Origin of the sequence: Nitratireductor aquibiodomus NL21 = JCM 21793, from assembly GCF_000615975.1 — a bacterium.
GTDB classification, from domain to species: Bacteria; Pseudomonadota; Alphaproteobacteria; order Rhizobiales; family Rhizobiaceae; genus Nitratireductor; species Nitratireductor aquibiodomus.
In genome coordinates, this window is the sequence record NZ_BAMP01000033.1 from 1 (window position 1) to 19,791 (window position 19,791).

Here is a 19,791-nt window from a genome sequence, read left to right on the forward strand (position 1 = left end):
GCGATGAGAAGGCGGCGGACCAGGTGGCCGTTGATGCCATGCGCTCGGAGCTAAACCGTCTGCCCATCAAGGGTACGGTGGTCATCGGCGAGGGCGAGCGCGACGAAGCGCCCATGCTCTATATCGGCGAGGAAGTGGGCGTCGGCGAGGGGCCGGAGGTCGACATCGCGCTCGACCCGCTGGAAGGCACCACGATCTGCGCAAAAAATCTGCCCAATTCGCTGGCGGTGATCGCCATCGCAGAGCGCGGCAGCCTTCTTTATGCGCCGGACGTCTACATGGAGAAGATCGCGGTTGGGCCGGGTTATCCTGACGGGGTTGTCGATCTTGATGCTCCTGCTGTGGAGAATATCGAGGCGCTGGCCAGGGCCAAGGGCGTCCCGGTCAACGAGATCACGGCGTGTATTCTCGACCGGCCCCGCCATGCGCGCCTGATCGAGGACGTGCGCGGCACGGGCGCTGCGATCCGCCTGATCGGCGACGGTGACGTGGCCGGCGTGATCCACGCGACCGACCCGGATGAAACCGGTATCGACATCTATCTGGGCATTGGCGGAGCGCCGGAAGGCGTTTTGGCTGCGGCGGCATTGCGCTGCATCGGCGGCCAGATGCAGGGCCGCCTGCAGCTCAACACCGAGGAAAAGATCGCACGCGCCGCCAAGATGGGCATCTCCGACCCGAACAAGGTCTATCGCATGGACGAGATGGCCAAGGGCGACGTGCTGTTCGCGGCGACCGGTGTGACGGACGGCAATCTGCTTTCCGGTGTCAAATTCGGCCGTGACCAGATCTCGACGCATACGATCGTGATGCGCTCTTCTTCGCAGACGGTGCGCGAGATCATTGCCCGCCATCAGGATCTGGACAAGTTCTGAGGGCGCCGAGAGGCGCTTGCCATTGTCCGTCCTCTGTGAAAGCTAGGCGGCGATGACTGGCGATAAACGTTACTTTCTTGATGTGCAGAGCTCCGCGCGCGGTCTTGCCTGGGAGCACAGGCTCGACCTGCGGGGCGAAAATGCTGCGCTGGCGATGGCGCAGTCGCACGGTATTCCTGAAATCGTGGCGCGTGTGCTCGCCGGGCGCGGGGTGGATATGGATGGCGCAAAGCGCTTTCTCGATCCAACCATCCGCGATCTCTTGCCCGATCCCGCAACGCTGACCGACATGGACAGAGCTGCCGAAAGACTGGCCCACGCGGTGCGGGCCGGCGAGAAGGTGGCGATCTTTGGCGATTATGACGTCGATGGGGCTGTTTCCTCGGCCATGATGAAGCGCTTTCTCGCGCATTATGGCATCGATGCTGAAATCTATATTCCCGACCGAATTTTCGAGGGCTACGGCCCCAATCCCGATGCGATGCGCGACCTCGCGGGGCGGGCCGCTCTCATCGTGACGGTGGATTGCGGGGTCAACAGCGCCGCTGCCATCGCCGCCGCAAATGAGGCGGGCGCGGACGTGGTGGTGCTCGATCATCACCAGGTGGGGGGCGATTTGCCGGAAGCGGTCGCTGTCGTGAATCCCAACCGAGAGGATGACCTTTCGGGGCAGGGTTTTCTGTGTGCTGCGGGCGTCGTTTTCCTTGCGCTGGTGCAGACGGCGAAGCATCTGCGGCAGGGAGGCGTTGCCAAACCGCCGCCGGACTTGCTCGGGCTTCTCGATCTCGTGGCACTCGGCACGGTGTGCGATGTGGTGCCGCTTGTGGGTGTCAACCGGGCTTTTGTGGTGAAAGGGCTTCTGGCCGCACGCCAGATGAAGACGCCGGGGCTTGCCGCACTGGCGCGCGTGTCGCGCATCGGCGAACCGCTCAATCCCTATCATCTGGGCTTTATGATCGGACCGCGCATCAACGCTGGAGGGCGTATCGGCAATGCAGCTCTGGGCAGCAATCTGCTTGCCAGCGACGATCCGGCAGAGGCCGCGAAAATTGCCGAGACACTCGACCGGCTGAACACCGAGCGCCAGGACATGGAAACGGTGATGCTTGCGGAGGCGAAGGCCGAAGCGGATGCCGAATTGATGGCGGGTGAGGGGCCTGCCGTGCTTGTCACCGCGAGCGACCGGTGGCATCCGGGTATTGTCGGCCTGCTTGCTTCGCGCCTCAAGGATCATGCACGGCGGCCGACATTTGCGATTGCGTTCGATCCGAATGGCAAGGGAACCGGATCGGGGCGCTCCATCCCGGGTTTTGACCTGGGCAAGATTGTGCGTGAAGCGGTGGCTGAAGGGCTGCTGGTGAAGGGAGGCGGGCACGCGATGGCTGCCGGAATCACAATCGAGCGCAGCAAGCTCGGGCCGCTTCGCGCGTTTTTCGAGGAACGTGCAGCGAGTGCCGTGAAGAAGCTGCGCGATGGTGAAAGCCTGAAGATCGACGCAGCACTCTCTGCCGATGGCGCCGGTTTTGCGCTGCTTGATGCGCTGGAGACGGCTGGGCCTTACGGTTCCGGCCATCCAACGCCGGTGCTTGCGCTACCGCGCCACCGGCTCGCGGATGCTCGTATCGTTGGCAATGGTCACATCCGCGTCGAGCTGCGTTCGCAGACTGGCGCACGCATGGAAGCCATTGCCTTTCGTGCTGCCGAGACTGATCTCGGCAATTTCCTGTTTGCCAGTCGTGGCGCGACCATTCACGTGGCCGGAACGCTGGCGGCCAATCACTGGAATGGAACGAAACGCATCCAGATGCGTCTGCAGGATGCGGCAAGCGCCTGATGGAAGGGGTTACCCGAGAACGGCGATGATCCGGTCGAGCTCGGAAAGGCGTGCCTGCGTGGTCTCGTAGCCGATGGCAATGGCCTCGTCGGCGCGATGAAATTCCGTAAGGCCGATGTGGCCGAGCTTCGGCTGTAGCGACAGGTCCGGTGGGTCGCCGGCCATACGGGCGCGCGAAATCCGATCCTGAATGATGTTGAAGGCTTCCACCATCACGCCGGTAATACCGAGCCGATGGTTGCGCTCGTGCGGACCCTTGTCGACCACAAGCGGTGCTTTCTCGCCATCTTCGGTTTCCTTGGGCATGTCGGCAGCGTGCTTGATGACCGCTGCGCGTCCGAAGAGGTCGTAGTGAAGATTGACGGCCATGACGAGTGGCTGCTCGTAGGAGCGGCAGGCGGAAACGGGAACTGGATTGACGAGCGCTCCGTCAACCAGCACGCGGCCGTTGCAGGTGACGGGCTCGAATACACCTGGCAAAGCATAGGATGCGCGCATGGCCGTGATCAGCGACCCGCTCGACAACCAGATTTCGTGACCGGTGCGGATTTCCGCCGCCACACAGACGAAGGGTTTTGACAGATCGTCGAAGGTGACGTCGCGCAAATGCTCTTCCATGCGCGCCGTCAGCTTCATGCCGCCAAAAAGGCCGCTGCCGCCGAAGTTGATGTCGAGAAGACCGAAAATGCGGCGTTTGGTCAGGGAGCGGGCGAATTCTTCCAGTTCGTCCAGTTTGCCTGCCAGATAGCAGCCGCCGACAAGCGCACCAATTGACGTCCCGGCGATCATTCCGATGGGAATCTTCGCTTCTTCAAGGGCACGCAGAACACCAATGTGGGCCCAGCCGCGCGCCGCGCCCCCGCCCAGTGCGAGCGCTATTCCATTGCGGGGATTTGGTGCCGGAACCGGATCGACCGCCGGCGGCGCCGGCGAAACCACATCGACCTGCCGGTTTTCCTGTTTTCTGCGTAGAGATGCCCAATCGAGCATGATCATCTCCTCGTCCCCATGACATCATGCCCGGGAACTGTATCAAATTGGTGAATATGCGTCGCTTTGGCGAACCGAACGGTTCAACGCTGCCTCACCCGGGGACGCGGGGATACCCCAGCCCTTTAGATGTGCGTTCCCAACTGGAAAGTCTATGCCATAGATGTTCAAGAAATCGAGACCGACTTTTGGTCAAGCGTGTCCGTCTTTGTGCCCCAGAGGCTTCATGCCAAGGTCGATGAGAACCGCCTTGCCTTCACGAATGCTCACATTTCGGTAGAAGCAGGAGCGGCGACCGGTGTGACAGGTGGCGCCATCGCCGGCGACCTTTACACTCAGATGCACCGCGTCCTGATCGCAATCCGTCGCGATGGAGACAATGTGCTGGACGTTTCCGGAGGTCTCGCCCTTTTTCCAGAGCTTTGCGCGCGAACGCGACCAGTAATGGGCAATGCCGGTTTCCAGTGTCATGGACAGTGCCTCGGCATTCATGTGGGCAACCATCAGGAGCGCATTCGTTTCGGCATCTGTCACCACCGCCGTGAGAAGGCCACTGGCATCAAAGCGCGGTGAAAAAGCCGCGCCTTCCTCAAGCGCGGCCTTGTCGGACGGGGCCGGGGGAAAGATCAGTGTCGACATCAGCCGTGCTTGTCGCGCAACATGGTCATGAAACGCGCCTGTTCCTGAAGATCTTCCCGATAGACGCCCGTGAACGTGGTGGTGAGCGTTACGGAGCCCTGCTTGCGGATGCCGCGCATGGCCATGCACATGTGCTCGGCCTCCACCAGCACGGCGACACCGCGCGGCTTGAGCACGTCCTGGATGACATGGGCGATCTGTGCCGTCATGGCTTCCTGTGTCTGCAGGCGGCGGGCGAAGATGTCCACCACGCGGGCGATCTTGGACAGGCCGACCACTTTCCCATCCGGTAAATAGGCCACATGCGCCTTGCCGATGATCGGCACCATATGGTGTTCGCAGTGGGAGTGGAACGAGATGTCCTTGATCAGGACCATGTCGTTGTAGCCCTGCACCTCCTCAAAGGTACGGCCAAGTTCCTCGGCGGGGCACTGGTCGTAACCCGAAAACATTTCGCTATAGGCCTTGGCCACACGCTTGGGCGTCTCGACAAGCCCTTCACGCGCAATATCGTCGCCGGTCCAGCGCAAAAGGGTGCGTACGGCGTTCTCCACCTCTTCCTGGGATGGACGGTCGGTAACCGGTTTGTCCATGTAGGATTTTGTCTCCGCGGTTTTCTCACCCTTCTCAGTGTGAGGCGGAAAGTTCTTGATAACAGCGTCCATAGAAGGCGTCTCCCGTAGTCCCTGTCTCGGCAGGGACGAGTTGAACGGTTCACGGCCTTATCCAGCGGGTAATGGAGAAAAATCTCAGCCCGGCCCGACAGTGGCGTGCACGAAACCGGAACCCGCAATGGCATCATGCCTTGTCGCGGGCCCACGGCGATCATTATATAAGTGCCCTGGAGCAGAAGGGAAGGTGTCGAAGCGACATTGATGTGTTTCGGCTGCGGCAGAACGGAAATTCTATGCTTGACGATGTCTATAACGCAAAAATTCTTGGCTTTGCCGGCAATATTCAGCGGATCGGACGGCTGGATGCGCCGGATGCCACCGCAAAGGCGCATTCCAAACTCTGTGGCTCGACTGTCGTGGTCGATCTCAGGATGGATGGCGATACGGTTGTTGATTTCGCGCATGAGGTGAAAGCCTGTGCTCTGGGGCAGGCATCGTCTTCCATCATGCTGCTCATGTTGTCGGCGCCAAGTCTGGTGAACTGCGGCGGGTTCGGGAGCAGATGTACGCCATGCTCAAGGAGGAGGGCGCACCGCCGAACGGGCGTTTCGATGATCTGAAATATCTGGAGCCGGTGCGTGGCTACAAGGCACGTCACGCTTCCACGCTGCTGACTTTCGATGCGGTTGTGGATGCGATCGACCAGATTGAGAAGGCGCGTGCGGGCGCAGCCGCCTGACGTCATGGTTCACCCAGTGCGGAGCCGAAACTGGCAGGGCCCATGGCCGAAGACGCCTGGCCGCCTGCTGGGGACTGCAACGATCCGGCTCTACCAACTCACGCTCTCCGGCTTTATCGGCAATTCCTGCCGGCATTTCCCCACCTGTTCGGAATACGCCTATGAGGCGATTGCCCGACATGGGCTGTGGCCCGGTGGCTGGATGGGGCTTTTTCGCCTGATACGCTGTGGGCCGGGCGGCACGCATGGGGTCGATCCGGTGCCGGATGTGCTGGAGCCCGACCTGAAATGGTGGGCGCCATGGCGTTACTGGCGCGTGGCGAGGCAGAAGGCCGATCATTGATCTAACGGTCGCACCTGTGTGAATCCGGTTTGCCCTTTACCTTCACCGGCGAAACGCTTATCCCGAGCCCGCAAACCCAAAATGCCCAAACCACCCGCGCTCGTTGGCGGGACTGGATAAGGAGAAGACTGATGGCCGAGGCCGTTTCCCTAAAATTTCCCGATGGCTCCGTTCGTGAATATGACGCGGCGACGACCGGCGCTGACATTGCTGCCGGCATCTCCAAGTCGCTCGCAAAGAAGTCCGTCGCCTATGCGCTCGATGGCACGGTGCGCGATCTTTCCGAGCCCGTCGGCACGTCCGGCGATCTTGAGATCATCACCCGCGACGACCCGCGTGCGCTGGAGCTTATCCGGCACGATGCCGCGCATGTGCTCGCCGAAGCCGTGCAGGAGTTGTGGCCCGGCACCCAGGTCACCATCGGCCCGGTGATCGAAAACGGCTTCTACTACGATTTCGCCCGCAATGAGCCTTTCACGCCCGAAGACCTGCCGGTCATCGAGAAGAAGATGGCGGAGATCATTGCGCGCAACAAGCCTTTCACCAGGGAAGTCTGGTCGCGCGACAAGGCCAAGGAAGTGTTCGCCGAGAAGGGCGAGAGCTACAAGGTTGAGCTGATCGACGCGATCCCCGAGGATCAGGACGTCAAGATCTACGCGCAGGGCGACTGGTTCGACCTTTGCCGTGGACCGCACATGGCCTCCACCGGTCAGATCGGCAAGGCTTTCAAACTGATGAAGGTGGCCGGCGCCTACTGGCGCGGCGACGCCAACAATCCGATGCTGACCCGCATCTACGGTACGGCCTGGCAGACCCAGGAAGAACTCGACCAGTATCTCCACATGCTGGAAGAGGCCGAAAAGCGCGACCACCGCCGCCTTGGCCGCGAGATGGACCTGTTCCACTTTCAGGAAGAAGGCCCCGGCGTCGTATTCTGGCACTCCAAGGGCTGGCGCATGTTCCAGAACCTGGTGAGCTACATGCGTCGCAGGCTTGCGACCGATGGCTATGATGAGGTGAACGCGCCGCAGGTGCTCGACAAGAGCCTGTGGGAGACCTCCGGCCACTGGGGCTGGTACAAGGAGAACATGTTCAAGGTCGAGTGCGCGGACGACGAGGCGGAAGACACCCGCACCTTCGCGCTGAAGCCGATGAACTGTCCCGGTCACGTGCAGATCTTCAAGCACGGCCTGAAGTCCTACCGCGATCTGCCGATTCGGATGGCCGAGTTCGGGAATGTGCATCGCTACGAGCCTTCGGGCGCGCTGCACGGCCTGATGCGCGTGCGCGGCTTCACGCAGGACGACGCGCACATCTTCTGCACGGAAGACCAGCTTGCAGCTGAATGCCTGAAGATCAACGACCTGATCCTCTCCACCTATGCCGATTTCGGCTTCAAGGAGATCACCGTCTTCTTCTCCACGCGCCCTGAAAAGCGCGTCGGATCGGATGCGCTGTGGGACCACGCCGAGGAGATCATGGCTGGTGTTCTCAAGAAGATCGCTGCCTCCGACAGCCGCATCAAGACCGCGATCAATCCGGGTGATGGCGCGTTCTACGGACCCAAGTTCGACTATGTTCTGAAGGACGCCATCGGCCGCGAATGGCAATGCGGCACGACGCAGATCGACTTCAACCTGCCGGAGCGTTTCGGTGCGTTCTACATCGATCAGGATTCGGAGAAGAAGCAGCCGGTCATGGTGCACCGCGCCATCTGCGGCTCGATGGAGCGTTTTCTCGGCATTCTGATCGAGAATTTCGCCGGTCACTTCCCGCTCTGGTTCGCGCCGGTGCAGGTGGTGGTGGCGACGATCACGTCCGATGCCGACGATTATGCGCTCAAAGTCACGGAGACGCTAAAGAAGGCCGGTCTTCTGGCCGAGGTGGATCTGCGCAACGAGAAGATCAACTACAAAGTCCGCGAGCACTCGCTGGCCAAGGTTCCGGTGATCCTCGTCTGCGGCAAGCGCGAAGCGGAAGAAGGCACGGTCAACATTCGCCGGCTGGGCAGCCGCGATCAGGCGTCCATGTCGCTGGCCGATGTGACCGCAATGCTGGCTGACGAGGCAACGCCACCCGACCTGAAGCGCAGGGCTGCAAGGGTGGCTGCCGCTTAAAGTCTTTCAGGGACTAACCAAAATGGAAAAGAGCCGTGCTTGTACGCGGCTTTTTTCATTTGAGGGGAAATCAGTCGGGAAACTGGTTGCGCGTGTCGAGCAGGTCCGTCGGAAGCAGTTCCACGTCCTGATTGCGGCCGGGCACGACCGAGAAGTCGCGCTGATAGATGCGGTCGCGGTTCTTGGCGACAATCGTGTAGTCGCCTTCAGCGAGCACCATTGAAGCATAGGCGCTGACCGTCTCGTAGACGATTTCGCCGGTGTCGGTGAGTACGGACCACGCAGTGTCGGCGATGGCTTCGCCGCCGCGCTCACGGACAAGCTTCATAGTAAGGTCGGCAGCGCGGTGTTCGACCGTTGCCTCAGTCAGCTTTCCGGCCTCGACACGGATATCGGAGCGAATGACGGCGTTCATGGCTCCATATTTCGCCACGACATGGTAGGTGCCGGCATTGAGGCGCACGATGCTGCCCGGCTCGACATTGGGCAATATCAGATTTCCATCGCCAATATTGTCTTCGCTCGCCTCGTAGATCGAGAAGCGGAGCTGGTTCTGCGGAATTCGCACGCCGCCGGGCAGGATCGCGTTCAGCTTGAGCCCGCCCGCATCGAGAAAGAGATCCTCGCGCACCGGCTCACGACCGACGGTGATGCGCTTGGTGACGCCAGCGCGACCGTAGGCCGCGTGGACGAGGTAACTGCCCGGTGCAAGCTCGAACACACCGTTGCCGCCGCGCGCTGTGGCCACGAGCGGGAGTTTTTCGTCGGCACCCGGCTGTGTTCCAAAAATGCGCCAGACAAGACCGTTGGGGATTTCCTCGCCGCCTTCGTTCAAATGAGCGACGAGCGTGACCTCGCCGGTATCGGCAATGGCCAGTGCATCGTCCACCGAGGCAGGAGCGTAATTGTTGAGGCCGGGCAGGCGCAGACCATCGACGGCCACTGCCGCATCATCCTGTGCATGGGCGGGAACCGCCATCCCGAATGAGGCACACAGGGCGAGAATGGAAAGTGTCGTTCTTAAAGGACTGCGCATGTCCGACATGAAGCCCAAGGCGGTGGCAATTTCAAGGCGTTTGTGCGATCTGGTTTCCACGAGCCGCCAGCTTGTGCAAACCGTCCTGGCTGTTTCAGGCCATGCATATCCCACAGGAGACAGACAATTGCACCCATCCGTGCTTGATTTCATGCTCGCGCGCCGCTCTACGCCGGTGAAGGATCTTGCGGAACCGGCACCGACCGATAAGGAAATCGAGACCATGTTGACGGTGGCCTCGCGCGTGCCCGATCATGGCCGGCTGACGCCATGGCGCTTCATTCTTTACCGTGGCGATGTGCGCAGGCAGATCGGCGAGGCGCTGGCCGCACGCGCCATCGAGCGCGAGGGTCCGTTGCCGGAGCCGCGGATCGAGCAGGAGCGGACGCGGTTTTCGCGGGCGCCTCTGGTCATCGGCGTGATCTGCGTGCCGAAGGAGAGCCCGACCATTCCCGAATGGGAGATGTTCCTGTCCGGCGGCATGGCTGCGATGAACCTGATGATTGCTGCAAATGCGCTGGGCTACGGCACGAATCTCATCACCAACTGGTATTCGGACGATGCCGAAGGCCGCCGCATTCTGGGACTTGCACCGCGCGAACGGGTGGTCGGGTTCGTGCATATCGGTTCCTATGATGTGGAGCTTCTGGAGCGCCCGCGTCCCGAGCTCAAGACCATCGTTTCCGACTATGCCGGGCCATGGGAGGCGTGAGGGGAGGCATGATGTTCTACGAACCGTCCAAAGGGCATGGCCTGCCGCACGATCCGTTCAAGGCCATTGTGTCGCCGCGCCCGATCGGGTGGATTTCCACGCTGTCGAAGGAGGGTGAGGCCAATCTGGCACCCTATTCTTTTTTCAATGCGATTTCGTCCAATCCGCATCTGGTGTTTTTTTCCTCGGAAGGGGCGAAGGACAGCGCCACGCATGCAGAAGAGACCGGCGAGTTTGTCGTGAATCTTGCCAGTCATCATCTGGCGGAGCAACTGAATGCCAGTTCCGTCGATGCGCCGCGCGGTGTCAGCGAGTTCGCCTATGCGGGGCTCACGGAAGCACCTTCACTGCTTGTGAAACCGCCACGTGTTGCCGAGTGTCATGCGGCGCTCGAATGCAGGGTGACCGAGGTGCGACACCCTCTGGGGCTCGACGGTTCACCGGCTGGCGTGATTGTCGTCACCGGGGAGGTGGTGGGCGTCCATATCAGCGCGGCGGTGCTGAAAGACGGGCTGTTCGATGCAGTGGCAGCCGGCAATATGGCCCGCCTGGGGTATCGCGATTACTCGACTGTGACCGAAGTCTTTCAGATGACGCGCCCGCAGTGGAAAGACGGTTAACGTCTTTGTCAGACCGATGACGCCTCAGCCGCGCGTGCGAGAACGCGTTCTGCAAGGGCGAGGTGCGGGCGGTCATACATCCGCCCGCCGATGTTGACCACGCCGGCATTGCCGGCGGCTGAAAAGGCTTCCACCACGGCACGGGCCTTTTCCACCTCTTCATCCGAGGGCGTAAAGACGGTATTGATCGTTTCGACCTGCGCGGGGTGAATGGCCATCCTGGCAACGAAACCGTCGCGGACGGCCAGTTGGCAATCCCTTGTGAACGCCTCTGTATCCGAAAAGTTCGGGAACACGGTGTCGATGGCTGGAACGCCTGCCGCCGCGGCCGCCAGAAGCGTCATGTTGCGGGCGAGCTGAAAGAGCGGCGTATAGCTTCCGTCTTCATGGCGCGCAGCAAGCGCGCCGATATGGGCCGACAGGTCCTCCGCGCCCCAGGTCAGCCCGGCCAGCCGGTCGCTGGAACCCCGGTAGCTGGCGGCGTTGAGAACGCCCAGCGCCGTTTCCGTGATGATCGGCAGGATGCGCGTGCGGCCGTCCTCGATCCCGTTTTCCGCTTCGTGAACACGCAACGCGGCTGCGAGACGCGCGACATCGTTCCCGCCTTCCGCCTTGGGGAGCATGATGCCGTCCGGCCGGGCTCTCATGACGACAGCCAGATCGTCTTCGGTCAATCCGGTCGCAAGATCGTTCACCCGGACGTAAAGCTGAGCATTCGTGCGCGAGCGCGCCGACTGGAGGAAGACTGCAGTGATGCGCCGCGCCTCTGCCTTACTGTCGAGGCTGACCGAGTCTTCGAGGTCGGCGATCAGGACATCGCTCTGCGACCCGATGGCCTTTTCGAGCTTGCGTTGAGAATCACCGGGCACGAAGAGCAGTGAGCGCATCAGGCCTCTCTCTTTTTGAGGATCATCGCCTGGCGCAGGCAGCGGGCCACCAGCGTGTCATCCTGATTGTAGGCGCGGTGCTCGAATTCCACGATGCCGCGATCGGGCCGGGATTTCGATTCGCGCACGGATTTCACCTCTGTCTCCACACGGATGGTGTCGCCATGGAACACCGGGTGAGGAAAGCTGGTTTCGGTCATTCCGAGATTGGCCACTGTTGTACCGAGCGTGGTGTCGTGGACGGAAATGCCGATCATCAGGCCGAGGGTAAAGAGGGAGTTGACCAGCGGCTTGCCCCATTCGGTCTTTGCCGCGAAATCGAAATCGATGTGCAGTGGCTGGGGGTTCAGCGTCATGGTCGAAAAGAGCATGTTGTCGCTTTCGGTGACGCTTTTGCGCAGCGTGTGCTGGAACACCTGTCCCGGCTGGAACTCCTGAAGATAAAGGCCGGCCATTTCGTTCCTCCCGTCGTGCTCCGAAACGATCTTCAGCTTCTTGATAGGCGGGCCGGCCGCGCCCTGCAAGCGGGCACTTATGGTAAACGTTTCCTATACGAATTCACGCTAGGGTCGGTTCAGACAGGGCGGGAGTGTGGCTTCGGTGCAGGTGGTTCAGCATTTTCTCAAGTGGACGCAGACAGCAAAAGTGGCTGAACGCGCGGGCGCGGCGGCAGCTCTTGCCAGAGCCTATCTCGACGGAGAGCTTCCGTTCGAGGATCGCTACGCCGCCGAGGCGGCGCTGACAGCCCTGCTTGACGATCCTTCTTCAAAAGTACGGTCTGCGCTGGCGGAGGCGCTCTCCATGAGCCGGCACGCGCCGGTGCAGGTGGTGGCGGCCCTGGCGGCGGATCAGCCGGATGTTGCCGCGCCGATCCTGGCCCGTTCGCCGGTCTTGTCCGACCCCGACTTGATCGACCGGGTGGCTGACGGGCGCGGGGGGACGCAATGCCTTATAGCGCGACGTCCCCAGTTGAGCAGGAGTGTCTCGGCGGCCATCGCCGAGGTTGGATCGCTTGAGGCTTGTCTGGCATTGGCCGAAAACCCGAGCGCAGACATTGCAGCCGTGAGCTTCCGCCGCATGATCGAGCGCCATGGGAGCAATGCACCTCTGCGCGAGGCGTTGGCTGCCGACCCCCGTCTTCCCTCCGATTGCCGCCATGTGCTTCTGACGCAGCTTGGAGAAGCCCTGCGCGACGCGCCGCTCGTGCGGGCGCTGGTGGGAGCGGCACGGGCGGAAAAGCTGACGCGGGATGCATGTATTCGTGCTTCGCTCACGTTGATCGAGACCATCGATCCGGAAGAACACGGAGCAATGGTGGAGCATCTGCGCATTCGCGGAGACCTGACAACGAGTTTCATCGTCAGGCTGGTGGCGCATGGCAAGATCGATTTCTTCGGTCATGTTCTCATGACCCTGACAGGGCAGCCCCTGGCCCGGATCAGCGGGCTTCTGGTGAATGGCCGCGACCTGGCGATGGCTGCGCTGTTGCAGAAGGCCGGGCTTGCAAAGCCCGTTCACCGGCCCATCATCCGGGCTCTGTCCGTCTGGCGCGAAGTGGCGCAGGGAAAGCGCCTGGCGGGCGCACAGGAAGTCTCATGGCTGATGCTGGAGAGCATCGGTGCAACGCCCGGGCAGTCGGGCCCGGCACAGGATGCTGCTGAACTGGCCGGCCTTCTGAGGTCCATCCATCTCGACGCGCTGCGCGAGAACGCCCGCGTGCAGGCGCAGGCTATCGCCGCTGCCTGAACCCGAAAGAACGATCCAAACTGTTGATGGAGCATCGGAATAGCCCGAAAACCGGATTCCACTTTTCGGGCCGATGCTCTAGATATCCAGTTCTTCGGCGAACTCTGCATTCTCCTGAATAAAGCGGAACCGTGCCTCGGGCTTTGTTCCCATCAGAGAATCAATCGCGCTCTTTGTCGCTTCCTGACCGTCGAGAACCGTGACGCGCAGCAATGTGCGCTTGGCCGGGTCCATGGTCGTCTCCTTGAGCTGGCTCGCCATCATCTCGCCAAGGCCCTTGAAGCGGCCGATATCGACCTTGCCGCGGCCGGTGAACTCCGTTTCCAGAAGCTCGTCCTTATGCGCATCGTCACGCGCATACATCGTCTTGCCGCCCTGGCTGATGCGGTAGAGCGGCGGCACGGCCATATAGAGATGCCCGTTCTCGATGAGCTGCGGCATCTCCTGATAGAAGAAGGTAATCAGCAGCGACGCGATGTGCGCGCCGTCAACATCGGCGTCCGTCATGATGATGACGCGGTCGTAGCGCAGGTCGTCTTCGCGGTATTTCGACCGCGTGCCGCAGCCGAGCGCCTGGGTGATGTCGGAAATCTGCTGGTTGGCGGCCAGTTTGCCAGTGCCGGCGCTGGCGACGTTCAGGATTTTGCCGCGCAGCGGCAGAACGGCCTGGCTGGCACGATTGCGCGCCTGCTTCGCGGAGCCGCCAGCCGAGTCGCCCTCGACGATGAAGATTTCGGCACCCGCTGCCGCACCCATGGTGCAGTCGGCGAGCTTTCCGGGCAGGCGTAGCTTGCGCACGGCGCTCTTGCGGCTGACCTCGCGCTCCTGACGGCGGCGAAGACGCTCATCGGTGCGCGCCACCACCCATTCGAGCAGCTTGGAGGCTTCCTGCGGGTTTTCCGCCAGCCAGTGATCGAACGGATCGCGCACGGCGTTTTCGACAATGCGCATGGCTGCCGCCGTTGCCAGCTTGTCCTTGGTCTGGCCTACGAATTCCGGCTCGCGCACGAAAACGGAGAGCATGCCTGCGGCTGAAATCATCACGTCTTCGGAAGTGATGATGGACGCGCGCTTGTTGCCCGTCAGTTCCGCATAGCCGCGCAGACCGCGCAGCAGCGCGTTGCGGAAACCGGTTTCGTGCGTTCCGCCTTCCGGTGTCGGCACCGTGTTACAATAGGAATTGAGCATGGCGTCGCCGCCATACCAGGTGATCGCCCATTCCACCGCGCCATGGCCGGAGCTCTTTTCGCTGCGGCCGGAAAACACCTCCTTGGTGACCTGAAACTGGCCGTCCAGCGAGGCGTTCAGATAGTCCTTGAGGCCACCGGGGAAGTGGAACGTGGCTTTCGTCGGCGTCTCGTCCTTTTCGCCGATCAGTTCAGGCGCGCAAATCCAGCGTATCTCGACGCCGCCAAAAAGATAGGCCTTGGAACGCGCCATGCGGTAGAGCCGCGCCGGTTCGAATTTGGCGCCCTTGCCGAAGATTTGCTCATCCGGCTTGAACCGCACCTTCGTGCCGCGTCGGTTGTGCACGTCGCCGAGCTTTTCGAGCCCGCCCTGCGGCAGACCGCGCGAAAAGGTCTGGCGGAAGAGCTGGCGATTGCGGGCAACCTCGACTTCAAGAATTTCAGAGAGCGCGTTCACCACCGAGACACCGACGCCGTGCAGGCCGCCGGAGGTCTCATAGACCTTGGAATCGAACTTGCCGCCCGCATGCAGCGTGGTCATGATGACTTCGAGAGCCGACTTGTCCTTGAACTTCGGGTGCGGATCGACGGGGATGCCGCGGCCATTGTCGGTGACGGCGAGATGACCTTCCGTGTCGAGCTCCACTTCAATGAAGGTGGCGTGGCCCGCCACCGCCTCATCCATGGAGTTGTCGATGACTTCGGCGAAGAGGTGATGGAGCGCCTTGTCGTCGGTACCACCGATATACATGCCGGGACGCCGGCGGACAGGCTCCAGACCTTCGAGAACCTCAATGTCGGCCGCGCTGTACCCATCGCCGGAAGCTGCGGGTGCGGGCGAGGGTGCGGGGCGCGAAGCGGGCTTACGCTCGGGCGCTGCCGGCTCCGGCGTTTTCGCACGGTCCACATTGGCAGGCATTCCGGAGAAGAGGTCGTTGTTGTCGTCCATGAAGCGTGTGGTTTCCTGTCCGCGAATCACCTCGCAGTTTGCCATGGTTTCCATGGCAAAGCGAAGCCTGTTCCGGTTCCGTTCGGAGTGTGTGGACGACGCTTTAACAGAAAGCGCGGGCCCGCGCCAAGAGGTGCGGTAAAAATGGGCGATCATCTCCCGGGGCGGGGAGATGATCCGTTTCGTGCTGGTTAGCTTGCCAGGGCCTCGATGGGCGGGCAGGCGCAGACTAGATTGCGGTCGCCGCTGACATTGTCGACGCGCGAGACCGGCGGCCAGTATTTGGACGCGGAAGCAAGCGAGCCTTCGGGGAAGGCGGCTTCGCTGCGGCTATAGGGATGTGTCCACGCGTCTCCCATCAGTTCCATCGCCGTGTGCGGTGCGTTGGCCAACGGATTGTCGTCCTTCGGCCATTCGCCCTTTTCCACCTTCGCGGCCTCCTCGGCGATGGAGATCATCGCCTGGCAGAAGCGGTCCACCTCGCTCTTTGGCTCCGACTCGGTCGGCTCCACCATCAGCGTGCCCGCGACGGGGAAGCTCATGGTCGGGGCGTGGAAGCCATAGTCGATGAGCCGCTTGGCGATGTCGTCGACGGTGACGCCGGCGCGATCCTTGAAGACCCGCGTGTCGAGAATGCACTCATGCGCGACACGGTCGTTGCGGCCCTTGTAGAGCACCGGGTAGTGGTCTTTCAGGCTGTGGGCGATGTAATTGGCGTTGAGGATCGCCATTTCCGTCGCCCGCTTGAGGCCGTCGCCGCCCATCATACGGATATACATCCACGTGATCGGCAGGATTGACGCGCTGCCATAGGGGGCTGCTGCCACCGCACTGCTGCTGCCGAGCGCGACATGACCCGGCACGAAGGGCTTCAGATGCGCCTTGACGCCGATGGGGCCGACGCCCGGTCCACCGCCGCCATGGGGAATGCAGAAGGTCTTGTGCAGGTTGAGGTGGCAGACATCCGCGCCCAGATCGCCCGGCCGCGCAAGCCCGACCATGGCGTTGAGATTGGCGCCGTCGAAATAGACCTGACCGCCATGTTCATGGATCACGGCGCACATATCGCGCACGCCTTCCTCGAACACGCCGTGGGTTGACGGGTAGGTCAGCATGAGCGCTGCCAGCTTGTCGGCGTGCTCTTCCGCCTTCGCCTTCAGGTCGTCCTGATCGATATTGCCATCTTCCGTGCAGCGCACGACCACCACCCGCATGCCGGCCATGGAGGCGGACGCCGGGTTGGTGCCATGGGCGGAGGAGGGGATGAGGCAGATGTCGCGATCGGCCTCGCCGCGCTCGGCGTGATAGCGGCGGATCGCCAGAAGACCGGCATATTCGCCCTGGCTGCCGGCATTGGGTTGCAGCGAGACCGCATCGAAGCCGGTGATCTCCGAAAGCCAGCGATCAAGATCGTCGATCATGCGACGATAGCCCGCCGTGTGCTCCGGCGGCGCGAATGGGTGAAGACCACCCACTTCCGGCCAGCTCACGGGCATCATCTCGGCGGCGGCGTTGAGCTTCATGGTGCAGGAGCCGAGCGGGATCATGGCGCGGTCGAGCGCAAGATCCTTGTCGGCGAGCCTGCGCAGGAAGCGCATCATTTCCGTTTCCGAGCGGTGCGAATGGAAATCCGGCTGGGTGAGGAAGCCTTCGCCGCGCGCTGTGGCTGGTGCAAGGCGCGGTGCGCTTTCCGGCAGCTTCGCGCCGAACAGGGCAGCGAGTGCAGCCAGATCGTCCTCGGTCGTCGTTTCATCGAAGGTGACGCCAACGCGGTCCGCATCGATGACACGCACGAGACGGCCTTCGGCTTCGGCTCCGGCCGCGATCTCCTGCGCCTTGCCGGGAACGGAGACGGTGACTGTGTCGAAGATCACGTCGCCTGCAAGCGAAAGGCCAGCGGCCTTGAGGCCAGCATGGAAGCGGGCGGCACGCTCGTGCACTTGCTCGGCGATGGCGGCGAGCCCTTCGGGACCGTGCCAGATGGCAAATGCTGCGGCCATGTTGGCAAGCAGCGCCTGCGCGGTGCAGATGTTGGAGGTCGCCTTGTCGCGGCGGATGTGCTGCTCGCGAGTCTGGAGCGCCAGACGGTAGCCCGGACGGCCATGCGCATCGGTGGACTGACCGACGAGACGACCGGGCATGAGGCGCGTGAGCTTGTCTGACACGGCGCAATAGGCCGCATGCGGGCCACCAAAGCCCATAGGCACGCCAAAGCGCTGCATCGAGCCAACGGCGATTTCGGCGCCGAGCGCTGCCGGTGTTTCGCTCAGAAGCAGGCCGAGCGGATCGGCGACCATGATGACGATGGCCCCTTTGTCCTTCGCTTCCGCGATCAGCGCGCTGTGGTCGCCATAAACGCCATAAGTGTCGGCCCACGGAACGATAAGGGCGAACGTGTCGTCGTCGATCGTGTCGCCATCGACCTCGATGCCCAGCGGCTCGGCGCGGGTGACCACCACATCGCGGGTCTGCGGGTGCAGTTCGCCGGCAATAGCCAGCTTGTTGCGTTTGGAGCGGTGATGGCGCCAGGCGATGCCCACGGCTTCGGCCACGGCGGATCCTTCGTCCAGCAACGAGGCGGAGGCGACCGGCAGGCCGGTCAATTCCGTCACCAGCGTCTGGAAATGGAACAGAAGCTCAAGGCGGCCCTGGCTGATTTCAGACTGGTAGGGTGTGTACGCCGTGTACCAGGCAGGGTTTTCAAACAGGTTGCGCTGGATGACCGGCGGCAGTTTCACGCCGTGATAGCCCGTTCCGATGAAGCTCTTGAGCACGGTATTCTTGCTCATGGCTGCACGGAGTTCGGCCAGTGCTTCGGTTTCGCTGGCCGCGGGAGGCAGGTCGAGCGCACGGTCGAGGCGGATCGAGTTCGGAACAGCCTGCGCGATCAGCGTCTCCAGCGAAGGGACGCCAAGGGCTGCGAGCATGGCCTTGGTTTCCTCACCGCGCGGGCCGATATGGCGGGCGGCAAAAGGGATTGTTTTGGCGGACATGGTGTTTCCTCAGGCAATCGACGCCTTGTAGGCGGCTTCGTCCATCAGGCCTTCGAGCTGGCTTTCGTCGGCAAGCTTCATCTTCCAGAGCCAGCCATCGCCGGTGGGAGCGGAGTTGATGAGGGCGGGCTCGCTGGTCAGGGCGTCGTTCACTTCCGCGACCTCGCCATCGGCGGGCGCATAGACATCGGATGCGGCCTTGACGGATTCGACCACGACGGCGGTGTCACCTTTCGAGAGCGTGGCGCCGGCTTCCGGCAGCTCGACAAAGACCAGATCGCCAAGCTGTTCCTGCGCATAGTCGGTGATGCCGACGGTTGCGACGCCATTTTCGACTTTGATCCACTCGTGGTCTTCTGTGAAATAGGTCTGGCTCATCTGGCTGTTATCCTTTTTTGTAGCGCTGCGGCGTGAAGGGAAGGGAGTGGACGTCAAGTGCGATGCGGTTGCCGCGCACTTCAGTAAAAAGACGGGTGCCGGGCTCGGAGAGCGTTTTTGTGACATATCCCATGGCGACCGGATGACCCGCCGAGGGACCAAAGCCACCGGAGGTGACGCGGCCGATCTTCTCGCCTGCCTCATTGATGAGCGGTGCACCGGCGCGCACGGGCTGGCGTCCTTCCGGCTTCAGGCCGACGCGTTTTTCCTTTGCGCCATCTGCGATGATCTTCTGCAGAGCCTGCGCGCCAACGAATTTGCCTTCTTCGCGCAGCGCCTTCGGAACCGCCCACAGGATCGCGGCGCTTGCCGGGTCGGTGTTCTCGTCCAGGTCCTGGCCGTGCAGGCAAAGACCCGCTTCCAGGCGCAGGCTGTCGCGGGCCGCAAGACCGACCCATTGAACGCGTTCATCGTCTAGCAGTGTGCGGGCGAAGCGCTCGGCTTCATCGAGGGGCATGGCGATCTCGAAACCGTCTTCACCGGTATAGCCCGAGCGGGCAGCAAACCAGCCCTCGCGCGGCTCCATACCGGTCATGAAGGTGAGATCGCTCAGATCGAGGCCGGCAGCGATCATGACGGCTTCTGCGTGGGGGCCCTGCAGCGCCAGAAGAACGCGTTCGAGCCGCGTGAACGAAACGTCGAAGTCTCCAGCGATGGCGCGGAAATGGGCTTCGTCCCTGTCGGCATTGCCAGCGTTTGCAACCACCATAAAGCGATTTTCGCCAAGGCGGGTGACGATCAGATCGTCGATGATGCCGGCGTTCTCGTTGAGAAGGACGGTGTATTTTGACTGACCTTCTCTCAGGGCTGCTGCATCGAGCGGGCAGGCGCGCGACAGGAAATCGGCGGCACCGGTGCCTTCGACATCGAAAAGCTGCATGTGGGAGATGTCGAACAGGCCGGCACTTTCGCGCGTGTGCAGGTGTTCTTTCATGACGCCGGCAGGGTAGGTCAGCGGCATGCGCCAGCCGGCGAATGCGCCGAAACGCGCGCCGGCATCTTCATGCAGCGCTTCCAGCGGCAAATGTTTTTGGGGTTTCGTGTCGCTCATCATTCCTCCAGAATCGCACGC

The 19,791-nt window shown here is 62.1% G+C and carries 17 protein-coding genes and 1 pseudogene; 8 read left to right on the forward strand and 10 right to left on the reverse strand.

From position 1 onward, the window contains the following. Both glpX and recJ read left to right on the forward strand, forming a co-directional pair. A partial coding sequence (glpX, locus tag JCM21793_RS11095; protein ID WP_025030409.1) for a class II fructose-bisphosphatase occupies positions 1-875 on the forward strand: 875 nt, incomplete at its 5' end. A gap of 52 nt (positions 876-927) precedes the next feature. Further along, complete coding sequence (recJ, locus tag JCM21793_RS11100; protein ID WP_025030410.1) at positions 928-2,709, forward strand: single-stranded-DNA-specific exonuclease RecJ; 1,782 nt, start codon at positions 928-930, stop codon at positions 2,707-2,709. A 9-nt stretch (positions 2,710-2,718) separates the two neighbouring features. Here recJ and JCM21793_RS11105 read toward each other — a convergent pair whose 3' ends face one another. The 3 genes from JCM21793_RS11105 to folE all read right to left on the reverse strand — a co-directional run bounded on the left by JCM21793_RS11105 (position 2,719) and on the right by folE (position 5,003). Next, positions 2,719-3,699 carry a patatin family protein gene (locus JCM21793_RS11105; RefSeq protein WP_025030411.1) on the reverse strand — a complete coding sequence of 327 codons (981 nt, stop codon included), beginning with the start codon at positions 3,697-3,699 and terminating at the stop codon, positions 2,719-2,721. A 192-nt stretch (positions 3,700-3,891) separates the two neighbouring features. Beyond that, entirely contained in the window at positions 3,892-4,338 is a 447-nt protein-coding gene (gene hisI / locus JCM21793_RS11110; protein ID WP_025030412.1) for a phosphoribosyl-AMP cyclohydrolase, read from the reverse strand. After that, entirely contained in the window at positions 4,338-5,003 is a 666-nt protein-coding gene (gene folE / locus JCM21793_RS11115) for a GTP cyclohydrolase I FolE (RefSeq protein WP_025030413.1), read from the reverse strand. Before folE ends, hisI begins: the two co-directional genes overlap by 1 nt. Before the next feature lie 242 nt (positions 5,004-5,245). Here folE and JCM21793_RS25390 point away from each other — a divergent pair. The 3 genes and pseudogenes from JCM21793_RS25390 (at position 5,246) to thrS (ending at position 8,151) form a co-directional block, all read left to right on the forward strand. Beyond that, positions 5,246-5,691: pseudogene (locus JCM21793_RS25390) on the forward strand (iron-sulfur cluster assembly scaffold protein). A 4-nt stretch (positions 5,692-5,695) separates the two neighbouring features. Continuing rightward, positions 5,696-6,034 (forward strand): membrane protein insertion efficiency factor YidD, encoded by a 339-nt coding sequence (gene yidD, locus JCM21793_RS11125; RefSeq protein WP_025030414.1) that lies wholly within the window; start codon positions 5,696-5,698, stop codon positions 6,032-6,034. Between the two features lie 131 nt (positions 6,035-6,165). Further along, complete coding sequence (gene thrS / locus JCM21793_RS11130; protein WP_025030415.1) at positions 6,166-8,151, forward strand: threonine--tRNA ligase; 1,986 nt, start codon at positions 6,166-6,168, stop codon at positions 8,149-8,151. Positions 8,152-8,221: 70 nt separating this feature from the next. Here the strand turns inward: thrS and JCM21793_RS11135 are convergent, their stop codons facing one another. Continuing rightward, positions 8,222-9,130 (reverse strand): RgsD C-terminal domain-containing protein, encoded by a 909-nt coding sequence (locus JCM21793_RS11135; RefSeq protein ID WP_025030416.1) that lies wholly within the window; start codon positions 9,128-9,130, stop codon positions 8,222-8,224. A gap of 208 nt (positions 9,131-9,338) precedes the next feature. On the opposite strand from JCM21793_RS11135, the gene JCM21793_RS11140 reads away from it, so the two are divergent. Both JCM21793_RS11140 and JCM21793_RS11145 read left to right on the forward strand, forming a co-directional pair. Further along, a complete protein-coding gene (locus JCM21793_RS11140) occupies positions 9,339-9,899 on the forward strand; it encodes a nitroreductase family protein (RefSeq protein ID WP_036540165.1) in 561 nt (186 codons plus the stop codon). Positions 9,900-9,910: 11 nt separating this feature from the next. Further along, positions 9,911-10,519: a flavin reductase family protein gene (locus JCM21793_RS11145; RefSeq protein ID WP_025030418.1), complete on the forward strand. Its 609-nt coding sequence runs from the start codon at positions 9,911-9,913 to the stop codon at positions 10,517-10,519. An 8-nt stretch (positions 10,520-10,527) separates the two neighbouring features. On the opposite strand, the gene JCM21793_RS11150 is transcribed toward JCM21793_RS11145, so the two are convergent. Both JCM21793_RS11150 and JCM21793_RS11155 read right to left on the reverse strand, forming a co-directional pair. Beyond that, complete coding sequence (locus JCM21793_RS11150) at positions 10,528-11,406, reverse strand: HpcH/HpaI aldolase/citrate lyase family protein (protein WP_025030419.1); 879 nt, start codon at positions 11,404-11,406, stop codon at positions 10,528-10,530. Continuing rightward, positions 11,406-11,861 carry a MaoC family dehydratase gene (locus JCM21793_RS11155; protein WP_025030420.1) on the reverse strand — a complete coding sequence of 152 codons (456 nt, stop codon included), beginning with the start codon at positions 11,859-11,861 and terminating at the stop codon, positions 11,406-11,408. The genes JCM21793_RS11150 and JCM21793_RS11155 overlap by 1 nt, the downstream gene beginning before the upstream one ends. 145 nt (positions 11,862-12,006) lie before the next feature. Here JCM21793_RS11155 and JCM21793_RS11160 point away from each other — a divergent pair, with 145 nt between their 5' ends. Continuing rightward, positions 12,007-13,152: a DUF2336 domain-containing protein gene (locus JCM21793_RS11160; protein WP_025030421.1), complete on the forward strand. Its 1,146-nt coding sequence runs from the start codon at positions 12,007-12,009 to the stop codon at positions 13,150-13,152. Positions 13,153-13,230: 78 nt separating this feature from the next. Here JCM21793_RS11160 and parE read toward each other — a convergent pair whose 3' ends face one another. The 4 genes from parE to gcvT all read right to left on the reverse strand — a co-directional run bounded on the left by parE (position 13,231) and on the right by gcvT (position 19,770). Next, positions 13,231-15,288, reverse strand: coding sequence for a DNA topoisomerase IV subunit B (gene parE / locus JCM21793_RS11165; RefSeq protein ID WP_025030422.1), 2,058 nt, complete (start codon positions 15,286-15,288; stop codon positions 13,231-13,233). A gap of 191 nt (positions 15,289-15,479) precedes the next feature. Further along, on the reverse strand, positions 15,480-18,281 hold the full coding sequence (gene gcvP, locus JCM21793_RS11170) for an aminomethyl-transferring glycine dehydrogenase (RefSeq protein ID WP_025030423.1): 2,802 nt from the start codon (positions 18,279-18,281) through the stop codon (positions 15,480-15,482). 9 nt (positions 18,282-18,290) lie between these two features. Continuing rightward, a complete protein-coding gene (gcvH, locus tag JCM21793_RS11175) occupies positions 18,291-18,659 on the reverse strand; it encodes a glycine cleavage system protein GcvH (RefSeq protein WP_007008200.1) in 369 nt (122 codons plus the stop codon). Between the two features lie 7 nt (positions 18,660-18,666). Continuing rightward, on the reverse strand, positions 18,667-19,770 hold the full coding sequence (gene gcvT / locus JCM21793_RS11180; RefSeq protein ID WP_025030424.1) for a glycine cleavage system aminomethyltransferase GcvT: 1,104 nt from the start codon (positions 19,768-19,770) through the stop codon (positions 18,667-18,669). Positions 19,771-19,791: the final 21 nt, after the last annotated feature.

Excerpts from the sequence above, each read along its gene's own strand:
- recJ (WP_025030410.1), top strand. The coding sequence starts at position 928 with ATGACTGGCGATAAACGTTACTTTCTTGATGTGCAGAGCTCCGCGCGC.
- JCM21793_RS11105 (WP_025030411.1), bottom strand. The coding sequence starts at position 3,699 with ATGCTCGATTGGGCATCTCTACGCAGAAAACAGGAAAACCGGCAGGTC.
- hisI (WP_025030412.1), bottom strand. The coding sequence starts at position 4,338 with ATGTCGACACTGATCTTTCCCCCGGCCCCGTCCGACAAGGCCGCGCTT.
- folE (WP_025030413.1), bottom strand. The coding sequence starts at position 5,003 with ATGGACGCTGTTATCAAGAACTTTCCGCCTCACACTGAGAAGGGTGAG.
- yidD (WP_025030414.1), top strand. The coding sequence starts at position 5,696 with ATGGTTCACCCAGTGCGGAGCCGAAACTGGCAGGGCCCATGGCCGAAG.
- thrS (WP_025030415.1), top strand. The coding sequence starts at position 6,166 with ATGGCCGAGGCCGTTTCCCTAAAATTTCCCGATGGCTCCGTTCGTGAA.
- JCM21793_RS11135 (WP_025030416.1), bottom strand. The coding sequence starts at position 9,130 with ATGGCGGTTCCCGCCCATGCACAGGATGATGCGGCAGTGGCCGTCGAT.
- JCM21793_RS11140 (WP_036540165.1), top strand. The coding sequence starts at position 9,339 with ATGCTCGCGCGCCGCTCTACGCCGGTGAAGGATCTTGCGGAACCGGCA.
- JCM21793_RS11145 (WP_025030418.1), top strand. The coding sequence starts at position 9,911 with ATGTTCTACGAACCGTCCAAAGGGCATGGCCTGCCGCACGATCCGTTC.
- JCM21793_RS11150 (WP_025030419.1), bottom strand. The coding sequence starts at position 11,406 with ATGCGCTCACTGCTCTTCGTGCCCGGTGATTCTCAACGCAAGCTCGAA.
- JCM21793_RS11155 (WP_025030420.1), bottom strand. The coding sequence starts at position 11,861 with ATGGCCGGCCTTTATCTTCAGGAGTTCCAGCCGGGACAGGTGTTCCAG.
- parE (WP_025030422.1), bottom strand. The coding sequence starts at position 15,288 with ATGGACGACAACAACGACCTCTTCTCCGGAATGCCTGCCAATGTGGAC.
- gcvP (WP_025030423.1), bottom strand. The coding sequence starts at position 18,281 with ATGTCCGCCAAAACAATCCCTTTTGCCGCCCGCCATATCGGCCCGCGC.
- gcvH (WP_007008200.1), bottom strand. The coding sequence starts at position 18,659 with ATGAGCCAGACCTATTTCACAGAAGACCACGAGTGGATCAAAGTCGAA.
- gcvT (WP_025030424.1), bottom strand. The coding sequence starts at position 19,770 with ATGAGCGACACGAAACCCCAAAAACATTTGCCGCTGGAAGCGCTGCAT.